Source organism: uncultured Tateyamaria sp. (assembly GCF_947504105.1).
Taxonomy (GTDB): Bacteria; Pseudomonadota; Alphaproteobacteria; order Rhodobacterales; family Rhodobacteraceae; genus Tateyamaria.
Map to the genome: position 1 here is coordinate 113,396 of NZ_CANNGP010000009.1, position 12,332 is coordinate 125,727.

The 12,332-nt window shown below is 59.9% G+C and carries 17 protein-coding genes and 1 other RNA gene; 11 read left to right on the plus strand and 7 right to left on the minus strand.

What is annotated here, in order from left to right; genetic code table 11:
- Positions 1-191: 191 nt before the first annotated feature.
- Positions 192-863: a ceramidase domain-containing protein gene (locus tag Q1A75_RS08580; RefSeq protein ID WP_299553446.1), complete on the plus strand. Its 672-nt coding sequence runs from the start codon at positions 192-194 to the stop codon at positions 861-863.
- On the opposite strand, the gene Q1A75_RS08585 is transcribed toward Q1A75_RS08580, so the two are convergent.
- Entirely contained in the window at positions 842-1,255 is a 414-nt protein-coding gene (locus Q1A75_RS08585) for a VOC family protein (protein WP_299553449.1), read from the minus strand. The genes Q1A75_RS08580 and Q1A75_RS08585 overlap by 22 nt on opposite strands.
- Before the next feature lie 115 nt (positions 1,256-1,370).
- Between Q1A75_RS08585 and gatC the strand changes: the two genes are divergently transcribed.
- The 5 genes from gatC to rnpB all read left to right on the plus strand — a co-directional run bounded on the left by gatC (position 1,371) and on the right by rnpB (position 5,222).
- Positions 1,371-1,658, plus strand: a complete 288-nt coding sequence (gene gatC, locus Q1A75_RS08590; protein ID WP_189369072.1) for an Asp-tRNA(Asn)/Glu-tRNA(Gln) amidotransferase subunit GatC — start codon at positions 1,371-1,373, stop codon at positions 1,656-1,658.
- Entirely contained in the window at positions 1,658-3,142 is a 1,485-nt protein-coding gene (gatA, locus tag Q1A75_RS08595; RefSeq protein ID WP_299553452.1) for an Asp-tRNA(Asn)/Glu-tRNA(Gln) amidotransferase subunit GatA, read from the plus strand. Before gatC ends, gatA begins: the two co-directional genes overlap by 1 nt.
- A gap of 69 nt (positions 3,143-3,211) precedes the next feature.
- The gene (locus tag Q1A75_RS08600) at positions 3,212-4,045 is read left to right on the plus strand and encodes a hypothetical protein (protein WP_299553455.1); all 834 of its coding nucleotides are present in this window, start codon (positions 3,212-3,214) and stop codon (positions 4,043-4,045) included.
- Positions 4,042-4,707 (plus strand): N-acetylmuramoyl-L-alanine amidase, encoded by a 666-nt coding sequence (locus Q1A75_RS08605; RefSeq protein WP_299553497.1) that lies wholly within the window; start codon positions 4,042-4,044, stop codon positions 4,705-4,707. Before Q1A75_RS08600 ends, Q1A75_RS08605 begins: the two co-directional genes overlap by 4 nt.
- Before the next feature lie 111 nt (positions 4,708-4,818).
- An RNA gene (rnpB, locus tag Q1A75_RS08610) (RNase P RNA component class A) lies at positions 4,819-5,222 on the plus strand.
- Between the two features lie 69 nt (positions 5,223-5,291).
- On the opposite strand, the gene Q1A75_RS08615 is transcribed toward rnpB, so the two are convergent.
- The 3 genes from Q1A75_RS08615 to Q1A75_RS08625 form a co-directional block, all read right to left on the minus strand.
- Positions 5,292-5,780 (minus strand): YHS domain-containing (seleno)protein, encoded by a 489-nt coding sequence (locus tag Q1A75_RS08615; protein ID WP_299553458.1) that lies wholly within the window; start codon positions 5,778-5,780, stop codon positions 5,292-5,294.
- 115 nt (positions 5,781-5,895) lie between these two features.
- Complete coding sequence (locus Q1A75_RS08620) at positions 5,896-6,267, minus strand: hypothetical protein (RefSeq protein WP_299553461.1); 372 nt, start codon at positions 6,265-6,267, stop codon at positions 5,896-5,898.
- A 123-nt stretch (positions 6,268-6,390) separates the two neighbouring features.
- Entirely contained in the window at positions 6,391-7,353 is a 963-nt protein-coding gene (locus Q1A75_RS08625; RefSeq protein WP_299553464.1) for an AraC family transcriptional regulator, read from the minus strand.
- A gap of 253 nt (positions 7,354-7,606) precedes the next feature.
- Here Q1A75_RS08625 and rpmG point away from each other — a divergent pair, with 253 nt between their 5' ends.
- The 4 genes from rpmG (at position 7,607) to Q1A75_RS08645 (ending at position 9,119) form a co-directional block, all read left to right on the plus strand.
- Entirely contained in the window at positions 7,607-7,774 is a 168-nt protein-coding gene (gene rpmG, locus Q1A75_RS08630; protein WP_039682682.1) for a 50S ribosomal protein L33, read from the plus strand.
- A gap of 69 nt (positions 7,775-7,843) precedes the next feature.
- Positions 7,844-8,134 (plus strand): hypothetical protein, encoded by a 291-nt coding sequence (locus Q1A75_RS08635; RefSeq protein ID WP_299553467.1) that lies wholly within the window; start codon positions 7,844-7,846, stop codon positions 8,132-8,134.
- On the plus strand, positions 8,131-8,646 hold the full coding sequence (locus Q1A75_RS08640) for an AAA family ATPase (protein ID WP_299553470.1): 516 nt from the start codon (positions 8,131-8,133) through the stop codon (positions 8,644-8,646). The genes Q1A75_RS08635 and Q1A75_RS08640 overlap by 4 nt, the downstream gene beginning before the upstream one ends.
- Positions 8,643-9,119, plus strand: a complete 477-nt coding sequence (locus Q1A75_RS08645; RefSeq protein WP_299553472.1) for a GNAT family N-acetyltransferase — start codon at positions 8,643-8,645, stop codon at positions 9,117-9,119. Before Q1A75_RS08640 ends, Q1A75_RS08645 begins: the two co-directional genes overlap by 4 nt.
- A gap of 11 nt (positions 9,120-9,130) precedes the next feature.
- Here Q1A75_RS08645 and Q1A75_RS08650 read toward each other — a convergent pair whose 3' ends face one another.
- The 3 genes from Q1A75_RS08650 to Q1A75_RS08660 form a co-directional block, all read right to left on the minus strand.
- The gene (locus Q1A75_RS08650) at positions 9,131-9,493 is read right to left on the minus strand and encodes a cupin domain-containing protein (RefSeq protein ID WP_366142191.1); all 363 of its coding nucleotides are present in this window, start codon (positions 9,491-9,493) and stop codon (positions 9,131-9,133) included.
- Positions 9,494-9,670: 177 nt separating this feature from the next.
- Complete coding sequence (locus tag Q1A75_RS08655; protein WP_299553474.1) at positions 9,671-10,450, minus strand: Bax inhibitor-1/YccA family protein; 780 nt, start codon at positions 10,448-10,450, stop codon at positions 9,671-9,673.
- 194 nt (positions 10,451-10,644) lie between these two features.
- Positions 10,645-10,860: a hypothetical protein gene (locus Q1A75_RS08660; RefSeq protein WP_299553477.1), complete on the minus strand. Its 216-nt coding sequence runs from the start codon at positions 10,858-10,860 to the stop codon at positions 10,645-10,647.
- Positions 10,861-10,985: 125 nt separating this feature from the next.
- Here Q1A75_RS08660 and Q1A75_RS08665 point away from each other — a divergent pair, with 125 nt between their 5' ends.
- Entirely contained in the window at positions 10,986-11,870 is an 885-nt protein-coding gene (locus tag Q1A75_RS08665; RefSeq protein WP_299553480.1) for a LysR family transcriptional regulator, read from the plus strand.
- Positions 11,871-12,332 lie beyond the last annotated feature (462 nt).

The window sequence follows — 12,332 nt, forward strand, 5'->3', positions numbered from 1 at the left end:
GGGGATTTTTTTGAAACAGGGAAGATGGGGCCGATTCGCGCTGGGATTTACCCGGTATTTACGGAGTTTAAGGGCGTATGGCAGGGTGTCACCCTGCGTGCAGCATCCGTACACCCCCAACGGGCGGTCGAGGTGAGGTTAACGCAACGTACGGACCTTGATCCCGGCGCGGGGCAGCGTAGGTGAGTGGCATGAAATTGTTGCGTGAGATCGACGGGTATTGCGAGCGGTTGGGTCCGGGGTATTGGGCTGAACCGGTGAATGCCGTGACCAATGCTGCCTTTGTCATTGCGGCGCTTTGGATGTGGCGGCGCAGTGCGGGCGTGCCGATGGCCCGGGCGCTGTCGGTTACTCTGGGCCTGATCGGGATCGGCAGTTACCTGTTTCACACCCATGCGCAGGTCTGGGCGGCGATTGCAGATGTGGCGCCGATCGGTGTGTTCATTCTGGTCTATCTGTTTGCCGTGAACCGGGATGTCTGGGGGATGCGGCCTTGGCTGGCCGGAGCGGCCACGGCGGCGTTCATCCCCTATGCCGCGCTTACCGTGCCGGTGTTCCAGGGGTTGCCTGTGCTGGGCGTGTCGGCGGGATACATCCCTGTTCCGGTGCTGATCCTGATCTACGCCGCGCTGTTGTGGCGGCGTGCCCCGGTCTTGGCGCGGGGCTTTGTCATCGGGGCTGTGATCCTGTTTCTGTCCCTGACCGCACGGTCTGTGGATGGAATGCTATGCGCACAGATCCCGATGGGCACCCATTTCCTGTGGCACATCCTGAACGGGATCATGCTGGGCTGGATGATCGAAGTGTATCGCCGCTACGTGTCGTCCATAGCTGGATGCAATCAAGTCGTGTCGGACACCTGATGCACTTCGATGACGTTGCCGTCGGGGTCATAGAAAAAGATCTGGTCCCAGCCTTCCACGGCTTGATGGCCCCAATCGGCATAGGGAATGTCCTGTGCGTCTAGATGCGCCTTGAACGCCGCGAGATCGTCGGTGCGGTAGGCGATGTGGCCGTGGCTGACCGGGTTCACCATCTGTCCTGACCGAAACCCCGCCAGCGGGTCCTTTTGCGCAAGATGCGTCTGGATGGCCCCGTCCGTGACAAAGGCAACGTCGCCCGCATATCCCTTTTTCTTTTCCAGCGTGGGCAGACCGTCAGTTTCCCGGTCCAGCCCGAGGATGTCGCGATAGAACGCGTCCATCCGCGCCACATCGTCTGTCACAAGGTTCACATGGTGTAGTTTGAGCTTCATGGGGCCTCCTTCCTGTTCAAATCTGTGGCGATTGGTCCGGTGGGGCAAGGGCCAAGGCTTGAAGGTGGTCCATCCCTTCGCTATTGCCCGACAAGACGAGAACACGAGGGGTTTCATGTCCATCGATCAAAGCACCGCCGCCCGCGTGGCGAAACTGGCCCGGATCAAGGTCGAGGAAGACCAGCTTCCGGCGCTGGCGTCCGAATTCAACACGATTCTGGGCTTCATCGAGCAGCTGAGTGAAGTGGATGTCGAGGGTGTGGAGCCCATGACATCCGTGACCCCGCAGCGCCTGAAGCGCCGTGTGGATGAAGTGACGGATGGCGGGCAGCAGGACAAGGTGCTGGCCAACGCGCCTGATGCGCGTGAAGGGTTCTTTGCCGTGCCGAAGGTGGTTGAGTAATGGCTGAATTGAACAAGCTGGGGCTGGCAGAGGCCCGTGATGCGCTGCGTGCGGGCGATGTGACGTCCGTTGAATTGACCGAGGCGTGCCTGACCGAGATCGAGGGTGCAGGGGCGCTGAACGCTTTTGTCCACAATACGCCCGAGATTGCGCGGGATCAGGCCAAGGCGGCGGACGTGCGGATCAAGGCGGGCGATGCGCCGGACATGTGCGGCTTGCCCATTGGTATCAAGGACCTGTTTTGCACCAAGGGTGTGCCGAGCCAGGCCGGGTCGCGCATTTTGGAAGGCTTCCTGCCCGAATATGAAAGCACTGTCAGCGGCAACCTGCTGGATGCGGGCGCGGTGATGCTGGGCAAGCTGAACATGGATGAGTTTGCCATGGGGTCGTCCAACGAGACGTCCGTTTACGGCAATGCGGTGAATCCGTGGCGTCGCGGCAATGACGAGGCTGCCCTGACCCCCGGTGGGTCGTCGGGTGGGTCGGCCTCCGCCGTGGCGGCTGATCTTTGCCTGGCTGCGACCGGTACGGACACGGGCGGGTCGATCCGTCAGCCTGCGGCTTTCACCGGTATTACAGGCATCAAACCGACCTATGGGCGGTGTTCGCGCTGGGGGGTGGTGGCGTTTGCCTCGTCCCTCGATCAGGCGGGGCCGATGACCAAGTCGGTGCGTGATGCCGCGATCATGCTGGAGGCCATGTGCAGCCATGACCCAAAGGATTCGACCAGCGCAGATCTGCCGGTGCCGAATTTCGAAGCGATGCTGACCGGTGACATCAAGGGCAAGAAGATTGGCATACCGGCGGAATACCGCATGGACGGGATGCCGGAAGAGATCGAGACGCTGTGGACGCAGGGTCGCGAGATGCTGGCCGATGCGGGGGCGGAGATTATTGATATTTCGCTGCCCCACACCAAGTATGCGCTGCCTGCCTACTATGTGATTGCACCGGCCGAGGCGTCCTCGAACCTCGCCCGTTATGACGGGGTGCGCTATGGGCATCGTGCCAAGCTGGACCAGGGCGATGGCATCACCGAGATGTATGAGAAGACCCGTGCGGAAGGGTTTGGCGACGAGGTGAAACGCCGTGTGATGATAGGCACTTACGTGCTGTCGGCAGGCTTCTATGACGCTTACTACAACCGTGCACGCAAGGTGCGGACGCTGATCAAGAAGGATTTCGAGGATGTGTTCGCCCAAGGGATCGACGCGATCCTGACACCTGCGACGCCATCGGCGGCCTTTGGTTTGGGCGAGGCGTCGGATGATCCGGTGCAGATGTATCTGAACGATGTTTTCACTGTCACCGTCAACATGGCAGGCCTGCCCGGCATTGCTGTCCCCGCGGGGACAGATGCCCAAGGGTTGCCGTTGGGCCTGCAGTTGATTGGCCGCCCATGGGAAGAGGGTGATTTGCTGAACACCGCTTATGCGCTGGAGGCACGGGCCGGGTTTGTGGCAAAACCGCAAAAATGGTGGTAATCCGATCCGACCGGAGCAAAAAAAAATGGTGGTAATCCGATCCGACCGGAGCAAAAAAGTGTAGAGCAGATGACAAGTTTCCGCAGTTTCCTGATCCTCGGCGCCACGGTTGTGGCGGCGGCATGTCAGCCCGTTGTCCCCGACAGCGGGTCGGGGATCACCGTTGATCCCGGTCGCGGTGTTGGCTTTGACAACCCCAGCTCGCTGGCCGCGCGCGAGGCACGTGATGCGCAGCTGTCGACGGCAGCTGTGCCAGCGGCCCCTGCGGTGGGCGCGCAATCCCTGCCACCTGCAACTCAGGGTCAAGCGGCGGCAACTGCGTCAGGCTCTGTCCCTGCGGCTACGGCGCAACAGGGCGCGGCACCGCGTGCGGTGTCGAACCCAGCGGGCCTTGATGCGGAGCTGGCGCAAATCGCGGCTCAGAACGATGCAACGGCCGCGCGCGGCAACTCGGGTCAGGCCGTGCTCAATGCCAGCCCGTCGAACGCGGCACCCGTGATCCTGAACAATCCGGGCATCTCGGATGAAAACAATTTCGACGCGGTGGCATCGCGCGAATCCATCGAAAGCGATGCAGCCCGTATTCAGGCGAACCGGCAGCAGTATCAGGTGGTGCAACCCACGGCCTTGCCGTCGCGGGCTGGCAGCGCCCAGCCCAACGTGGTGCAATACGCGCTTCAAACCCGGCATCCCAAGGGCACCCGTGTGCATCGCCGCTTCAACGTGGCCTCGACCTCGAAGTTCCAGCGCAATTGTGCGGTCTACAGTTCGGCGGACGAGGCGCAGATCGACTTTCTGGCCCGTGGCGGTCCCGAGCGTGATCGCCGCGGTATTGATCCCGATGGGGACGGTTATGCCTGCGGCTGGGATCCGGCCCCGTTCCGCCGGGCGGCTGGCAACTGATCAGGCACCAGCATCCTTCGCCGAATTGCGGGCCGCGCCGTGACGGCCTGACGCCGCGCCTTGTCGTGTTGCACTACACTGCGATGGATACTGCAGAGGCCGCGATCGGGCGGTTATGCGATCCGAGGGCAGAAGTTTCTGCTCACTACATGATCTGCAAGACTGGACGTGTCACCCAGCTGGTACCCGAAGGGCTGCGCGCGTGGCATGCCGGGGCAGGGGAGTGGCGGGGCCTCTCTGACATGAATTCGCGCTCTATCGGCATTGAACTCGACAATGACGGGCAGGGTCCCTTTACCGAACCGCTGATGCAAAGCCTTGAGGTGCTGTTGCGCATGATCTTGCACGGTTGGGATATCCCATGCGTCAATGTCATTGGTCATTCGGACATGGCGCCGGGACGCAAATTTGACCCCGGCCCCTGGTTCGATTGGGCGCGCCTTGAGACACAGGGCCTTGCCGCAAGGCGTGGACATGATCTTGGCCCCGCCGATCCAGACCTTGAGAATTTTGCAAAGCTGGCCAGATTGGCCGGTTACACCGCTGATACCGACCCCGAAACACTTCTAGCGGCTGTGCGCTTGCGCTTCAGGCCGTTCAAGTCTGGTCCGATTGAGCCAGAAGACTTCACTCCGATCAGGCACAGGGCCACGTGGGCCTGAGGTCCATGTTTCTTCTGACTGAAAATACCACCGCCGGAGGCTCCCAAACCCACAACTTGCTCCAAGGACCCCATTGACGCGCCCCGGCTCTCACACGTAAGGGCAGCGGGCGCGGAGGGGCGGATGGCCGCTTGGGCGGGGCAACCTGTCTGAGAGGAAAGTCCGGACTCCAAGAAGCAACGGTGCCGGGTAACACCCGGGCGGGGCAACCCGACGGACAGCGCCACAGAAATCAGACTACCTCGACGCGCCCGCGCAGCGGACGCTGGGGTAAAGGTGAAAAGGTGGGGTAAGAGCCCACCGCGCCCCGGGCAACCGGGACGGCATGGCAAGCCCCACCGGGAGCAATGCCAAATAGGGACCGCGTGGGCTGGCAACAGTCCGGGGATGCTTTTGCCCCAGCAGGTCCGGGTTGGCAGCTAGAGGGGTGTTGGCAACAGCATCCCAAGATGAATGGTCATCTCGGGGCGGGCAACCGTCCTAGACAGAATCCGGCTTACAGCCCCTCCGCGCGCATCACCCCAAGCCAGAACAGGCAAGCGGGGTGCGCTTGCCTGTTCCATCGTCATACACTGCCAGATCGGTCAGAGGTCTTCGACTGCCGTGCTGCGGATGTCCTTCCAGTTGGTCGCCGCCTTGGTGATCGTACCGTCCCGGTCCGTGTTGAAGGCTTTGAAGATGTCCTCGTTCAGAAAGACATAGAGCTTGTCGTCGATGATTGCGGCATAGTCGGGATCGCCATCGAATTTCTTGCCAACTGAAACGCCGAAGGTGCAGAAGCCACCGTTCTGCGGCAGATACGCGGCTGGATCTGCTTGGAACGCGTCGCTGTTCTGGGCCGTGGCAAAGCGGTAGGCCACGCCGTCATGCAAAACAGTGTGCTGTGCGGTGCCGACCACGGGGTCGCCCGAGGCGATGAAGGCCACCGGGTCGACGCCGTGCAGGCCCAGAGGTGCGCCAGCGCCGGTCAGGCCGGTCGACACGTTGTATTCGTCGGCAGCCATTGCGCCCGTGGCCAGAGAGAACGCGGCCGCGCAGGCCATGACAGAGGCGAGGGTGAGAGTGCGAAACATGGATTTTCCTTCCGTTTCGAGGGTGATCGGGCACAGCCCGGTTGGATTGACGCCGTGTGTCCGCGCCAATGAGAGAGCAGGGTCGTACGGGATGGAGCGTGTGGTGGCGCGCTGCTCAGAGCAGTCCGGGCGCCGCCGTCTCACCTTTGTGGAGAGAGACGACAAGGACCACCGTGGCGCCAAGCCCCCAGTAGTACAGCGCGTCAAGGCTGGAGAAGCCGAACACGAAGGGCGCGATCAGAAAGACGGCCCCGACCGCGCCGTCGACGGCAAGGTGGAGTTTGTAAGGCAGGATGCGGATCAGCCCCAGATGATGATCGGTCAGCACCGTGAGGATCAGTGCGGCAATGCCCGTGACGACCGACAACCAAAAGGCCAGTGGGTGTGACTGACCAAGCCCAAGAAGGCTAGGCATTGCCATCAGGCCAATGGCCACCGGATAGTCGAGATAGGCGTGTATTTCCTTGCTCACGAAACGCATGGACATGAGGGTTCCTTTCGAAATCTGTGCAGCGCGTGGCCGCCTTGATGAAAGGAATGTGCCCATCGGCAGGCCTTGTTTCTATTTCAGGGCGTTCAGTGTTCTTGTCTGATCGTTCGGAAATTCGAACTAATTGAGTCTTTTGCCGTGACCCGGTGTGTGTTCGTTCCGAAAGGCTGCGGGGCTTTGACCGGTTTCGCGTTTGAAGACCCGTGCGAATGCCGAATTCGACGCGTAGCCGACATCGCGGGCGATATCTGTGATCGGTTTTGTCCGCGCAATCAGATCCTGCTGGGCGATCTGCATACGCCACTGTGTCAGATACTCCATCGGGGCCAGCCCCATTGTCTTGGAAAAGTGCACCGCGAACCCTGTCCGCGATTGACCTGCCGCCCGGGCCAGCCCCTCGACCGTCCAGGTTTCACCCGGGTCGCGGTGAAAGGCCGCCAGAGCGCGTGAAATGTGCGGGTCGGCAAAGCCTGCGAGGCCGACATGGGCCGCTGCATCGGTTTCGATGAAAGTGCGCAGCGCCTGAACAAAGAGTACTTCAGAAATTTTCTGGGCAATGAGGTCGCCGCCGAACTGGTCCTGGCCTGCCTCGTCCGCGATCAGGCGCAACGAGCTGTCCATCCAGCGTCCGGCACTTTCGCCGTAGTTCCGGATCAGGATGTGATCAGGCAGTTGGTCAAACAGCATGTGCGAGGCGCGGGGTGCTAGCGAGAAATGACCGCAAATCAGTTGCGTTTCGCGGTCATCGTCGTTTCCGCCATGGACCAGCACGCCGCGGCCGCTATAGCCCGAGCGTTCCAAGACGGTATCGAGCGGCAGTACTGCGCTTTGGGTTTCTCGCCCGCTGATCAGGTCATGTGCTGCCCCGTGCGGAATAATGATCAGGTCGCCTTGGGCCAGTGTGACCAACGTGTCCGTGGGTTTGATCCGAACCCGGCAGTCCCCTCGGTGTGCGAAATGGAACCGGGCGACGTTCTCGTATTCGGGCACGGCAACCCCCCAGGGCGGCGTGAACGATGTCCGAAAGTAGAGCGTGCCGTTGAGGGTGAGCCGTGTGAGGATATCGCTGAGCGGGTCAAGCATGGTGATGAGTTGGGCACGCACAGTGCCATCTGTCCAGCTAGCTGAACGATCGGCACAGGAAATTGAACACTTTGACCGCATGTGACCTGACGAATTGGGCCGTATTCAGATCTGCAGCGCGAATGATCGAATTGGTTCCCGAACTCGCACGTGTTGGGGTTGACTCGGGGAACGGCGCGGGTAAAAGCGCGGTTCAATCGAATTTCCCGCCAGCGGGCCCACTTGGCTTACTTGGCGATGCAGGAGACAGCAGATGGCCAAGCCAACCACGATCAAGATCCGCCTGAACTCGACCGCAGGCACCGGCCACTTCTATGTGACCAAGAAAAATGCGCGCACGATGACCGAGAAAATGGTCGTCCGGAAATACGATCCCGTGGCGCGCAAGCACGTCGAATACAAAGAAGGCAAGATCAAGTAAGATCGTTTTCTTTTGAATTCAAAGGCTGCGCCCATCGGGACGCGGCCTTTTTCGTTGTGGAGAGGTATCATGGATGCGTTCACGCTGACGCGCCGGTGTGATGGGTTGGTCTATCATTTTGCCCGTGACCCGCAGATGCCGGGCCAGTTCCTGCGCAGGGATCGACCCGACCTCGCCATCACGTGGGAGCCAGCATATGGCTGGGTGATGCGTGATCCGGTGAGCAGGGCGCTGGTTGGTCGGCTGTGGGATGTGCCTGTTGCTGATCAGAGGGATGCGACGTCCGCAATGGGCATGTGGGTCACCGCCAAGCACGACAAGAGTTACATCTACGATGCGGCACATGGGGCGACAGAATGAAACGCGTGATGATTGTCGGAGGACCGGGGTCGGGCAAAAGTACCTTGGCGCGCCTGCTGGGTCAGCGGACTGGCTTGCCTGTACATCACATGGATCACATCCATTGGTTGCCAGATTGGACACAACGGCCGCGCGACCTGCGCGGTGACATGGCCATCCGTGTTGAGCGGGGGGAGGAGTGGATCTTTGAAGGTGGGTTTTCCACGACTTATGATCACCGCGTCAGCCGGGCCGATACGCTGATATGGCTGGACATGCCTGTTAGCTTGTGCCTGTGGCGCGTGACGAAACGGCTGTTCCTGTACTGGGGGCAACGCCGCCCGGATATGGCTGAAGGCTGTGTCGAGGGCATTCACGGCGAAACCCTGGAGTTCTACCGCTTCATCTGGCGTACGCGGCACAGCGGGCGGGTGCGGCTGCAGGCCTTGATCGCGGGGGCGCCCGAGACTCTTTCCGTGCGCCATCTGACGCATCCACGTGCCGTGCGTTGCTTTCTGGAGGACCTGTCATGATTGTTCGGCCCAGCACGTCCCAAGACATGGCAGCGGTGGATGCGCTTTTGGCGCGGACGTATCCGAAGCTGCTCAAGGCGGATTATCCGCCTTCGGTTCTTGTCACCGCCTTGCCGATCATCAGCCGGGCGCGGCCCGAGTTGCTGGCTTGCGGCACGTATTACGTGGCTGAAGAGGATGGGCGTATCCTGGGGGCAGGCGGCTGGACGCCGGATCGAAAGAATAGCTCTTTGGGTCATATCCGGCACGTGGTGACGGATGATCGCGCGCTGCGCCGTGGGGTGGGACGGCGTTTGATGAATCACTCGTTCGATATGTCGCGAGCGACCGGTGTGATCCGCATGGAATGCTGGGCCACACGCACTGCGGTGCCGTTCTACAAGGCCGTGGGATTCGATGAGGTGGGCCCCATAGACGTGCAGCTGACCGGTGGCATCAGCTTTCCATCAGTGCGGATGATGCAGGATCTTTGACGCTTGATGCCTTACTCGGGTTTTGTGGCGGGACGACCGTCGATCGTTTGATAGATACGTGTTTGCGTGGTGCGGTCATAGATCAACACACGATCAAGGCCGGGATATGTAACCGTGTCACTGGGCGCGCGGGTTCCGATCACGACATAGCGAACAGGCGCGTCGGTCCGGTTGTGCAGGCTATGCGCGACGGCTTCTCCGGCGGGCCAGCAGGCGGCATCACCGGGATGCAAGTCAGTCTCGGCTTCGTTTTCGATCAGGGTCGGGGTCCCGGACAGGATCAACACCATTTCGTCTTCGGTCTGATGCCAGTGTGTGTGCGAGCTGCGCGAGCCGGGCGGCAGTTCCTCGATAAAGGCGCCGAACTGGGTCAGGCGCCACCCGTTTCACTGGTCAACTCGGCCCGATAGGGGCCAAGGGTGCTGTCTGCGCCGCCGGTTTCGACGCGCGCCGTCCCGGCTTTGATAACCGTCATCATGTGGCCTTTGAGCTTCGAACGAAAAAGGGCCGGTCGTTGTGACCGGCCCTTTTAATGCAACGGAATGCCAGTGCTATTCCTGCTGTCCCATGAACATGAGCAGGAACTGGAACATGTTCAGGAACGAGATGTAGAGGCTTAGCGCGCCATCGATGGCGGCCTTGTCCAGCCAATCCTGATCCCCGTGGGCGGCGTGCGCCACATACGTGTTCTTGATGTCCTGCGTGTAGAATGCTGTCAGACCCGCAAAGATCAGAACGCCGATGGCGGAGATTGCCATCATCATCACACCAGACTGCAAGAACAGGTTAATGATCATCGCGACGATCAAGCCGATCACGCCCATCATCAGGAAGGTGCCCATGCCGCTCAGGTCTTTCTTGGTGGTGTAGCCATAGAGGCTCAGACCGGCGAAAGCGATCGCGGTGACCAGGAAGGTCTGGGTGATCGAGAACGGCGTGAAGACCAGAAAGATCGAGCTCATCGAGACGCCCATGACGGCGGCGAAGATGAAGAACCCAAGCTGTACGGCGGCTGCAGAGCCACGGCGCATCAGCGCGCGCCAGCCGAACAGCAGGAAGGCAAGAGGCGCAAACATAACAACCCAGCGCAGTGGCGTGGTATAAAGGACTTCGCCCAAGCCTGTCAGGTACTGGCCTTCGCGCAGTGCGATGGTTGCCCCGTTCGGGTCGGATGTGACGGCAAGGCCGGCGATGGCCCAAGCTGCCAGTGCAGTGATGAGCATGCCGACCGACATGGTGCCATACACTTTGTTCATGTGGGCGCGTAGGCCCGCATCGATCTGGGCGGCGCGTGTACCGGCCGCGGACCGGATCGAATTCAACTCAGCCATGGTTGACCTCCAAATTAATACAATGCCCGGCGGCTGATCCACCGGTCGCGGATTTACGCCCGCATTGCGCTAAATATCGGGTCAGTTCCCTTGTCATTCAAGGGTTTTTAGGGGCATTCCTGCCGGTTCAGTGCGACATTCCGACCGAATTTGTCATAAATGCCGCACTGTTGAGTCATACAGCTTTAAAATGATCAGTTACGCCAGTTTGCCGGTACGTCCCAGATGGGCTTTGCGCTTTCACGCGCGGCGCGGTCCGCTTTGATGCCGATGTCGTTCAGGCGCTGCGAATCCAAACGTGCCAGGGCGCGACGGGATTTCCAGACTGCAAAGAGCGTGCCCAGTGTCGGAATGCGGCGTGCGCCCCGGTTCATGTTGGCGTGACGGGCTGTGATGTCGGTAAGGGCCATGGGGGCAATCCTTTCTAAATCTGTGATGGGTAGGCCGGGTTAAATCAAGTTCCTTGATGTATATGGAGGATTATGGCACATTCTTAAAACGAATGTTTTTGATGTGAAGCATCAGGGAGTGTGATGTGAGAAATTTGGATATAACGACGCTTCGGTCGTTTGTCGCTGTTGCGGAAAGCGGCGGTGTCACGCGGGCGGCAGGGTTTTTGCATCTGACACAATCGGCCGTCTCGATGCAGCTGAAGCGGTTGGAGGAATTGCTGGGCCTCGACCTTTTTGACCGATCCGGCCGGACCATTGCCCTGACGGCGTCTGGTGAACAGTTGCTGGTCTTCGCCCGCCGTATGGTTGCGTTGAATGATGAGGTGATCACACGGCTGACAGACCAGGCATATGAAGGCGAGATTACGCTGGGTGTGCCTCATGACATCGTGTATCCGGCCATTCCACGCGTATTGAAGCAGTTTCATGCCGCCTTTCCCCGGGTGAAAGTGCAGCTTGACAGCTCGTACACCCGACGGCTCAAGGCAGAATTCGCCAAGGGTGCCTGCGATATCATCCTCACGACCGAAACCGGCATGGATGCCGGTGGTGAACAGCTGTGCACAAAACCGCTCTGCTGGGTGGGTGCACCGGGCGGGTCGGCGTGGCGTCAACGCCCGCTAAAGCTCGCTTTTGGTCGGCAGTGCACATTCCGACCAAGAGTTGTCGAAGGGTTGGATGCGGCGGACATTCCATGGGACGTGGTTGTCGAAACTGAAAGCGATCGCACGATCGAGGCAACAGTCAGCGCGGATCTGGCTGTGCACACCATGATCGAAGGGACAGAGCCGCCGCATCTTGATCGGATCGATCATGGGGGTGCCTTGCCTGATCTGCCCATGCACAGCATCAATTTGTATGGTGCAGGTGGTGCGGCGAACGAGGTGCATGATGCGCTTGTTGGTTTTCTGCGTCGTGCATTTGAAGCGCCGGATGCAACAACCTTGCGGGCGGTTGCAAACCGCTGAAATGAGTTGTCGTACTTGAACGATTGGGCGGAATTCAGCCAATCAGAGCGCGCGCGGTCCATTCGCGCGCGCCTTGCTAAAATCCTAGTTACTTTAATACACGGGCGGGAATAAGAAGCTTGAGGTGCCGGATTTGGCGGATAATGCATCTCTTAACGTATTGAATATAAACATAAAATTTAATTATGTCTCAGCCCGAATTTGCGGCAGGTGTCTTCTTGTGCCTTCGTTTTTTGGCTTAGATTGTCCAGTTGCTCTACGCCTTATGGCTGAAAGATGTCAGGGCTATTCGCGCTGAGCGGGTATTCTAATTGAAAAAAAAGCTTGTGCTGCGTACAATAATACGAGGGAGTAAGACGATGATGAGGATCATCTGCCAGTTTACCTAGTGTTCCGAGTCTGACACCTCTTACCTGTTCCCCCGGATTTCATCGAGGGAGTTCAGAGCGCGGCGTTCACGGG

Excerpts from the sequence above, each read along its gene's own strand:
- Q1A75_RS08635 (WP_299553467.1), top strand. The coding sequence starts at position 7,844 with ATGGATGCGTTCACGCTGACGCGCCGGTGTGATGGGTTGGTCTATCAT.
- Q1A75_RS08655 (WP_299553474.1), bottom strand. The coding sequence starts at position 10,450 with ATGGCTGAGTTGAATTCGATCCGGTCCGCGGCCGGTACACGCGCCGCC.
- rpmG (WP_039682682.1), top strand. The coding sequence starts at position 7,607 with ATGGCCAAGCCAACCACGATCAAGATCCGCCTGAACTCGACCGCAGGC.
- Q1A75_RS08660 (WP_299553477.1), bottom strand. The coding sequence starts at position 10,860 with ATGGCCCTTACCGACATCACAGCCCGTCACGCCAACATGAACCGGGGC.
- Q1A75_RS08625 (WP_299553464.1), bottom strand. The coding sequence starts at position 7,353 with ATGCTTGACCCGCTCAGCGATATCCTCACACGGCTCACCCTCAACGGC.
- Q1A75_RS08615 (WP_299553458.1), bottom strand. The coding sequence starts at position 5,780 with ATGTTTCGCACTCTCACCCTCGCCTCTGTCATGGCCTGCGCGGCCGCG.
- gatC (WP_189369072.1), top strand. The coding sequence starts at position 1,371 with ATGTCCATCGATCAAAGCACCGCCGCCCGCGTGGCGAAACTGGCCCGG.
- Q1A75_RS08600 (WP_299553455.1), top strand. The coding sequence starts at position 3,212 with ATGACAAGTTTCCGCAGTTTCCTGATCCTCGGCGCCACGGTTGTGGCG.
- Q1A75_RS08620 (WP_299553461.1), bottom strand. The coding sequence starts at position 6,267 with ATGTCCATGCGTTTCGTGAGCAAGGAAATACACGCCTATCTCGACTAT.
- Q1A75_RS08645 (WP_299553472.1), top strand. The coding sequence starts at position 8,643 with ATGATTGTTCGGCCCAGCACGTCCCAAGACATGGCAGCGGTGGATGCG.
- gatA (WP_299553452.1), top strand. The coding sequence starts at position 1,658 with ATGGCTGAATTGAACAAGCTGGGGCTGGCAGAGGCCCGTGATGCGCTG.
- Q1A75_RS08585 (WP_299553449.1), bottom strand. The coding sequence starts at position 1,255 with ATGAAGCTCAAACTACACCATGTGAACCTTGTGACAGACGATGTGGCG.
- Q1A75_RS08580 (WP_299553446.1), top strand. The coding sequence starts at position 192 with ATGAAATTGTTGCGTGAGATCGACGGGTATTGCGAGCGGTTGGGTCCG.
- Q1A75_RS08640 (WP_299553470.1), top strand. The coding sequence starts at position 8,131 with ATGAAACGCGTGATGATTGTCGGAGGACCGGGGTCGGGCAAAAGTACC.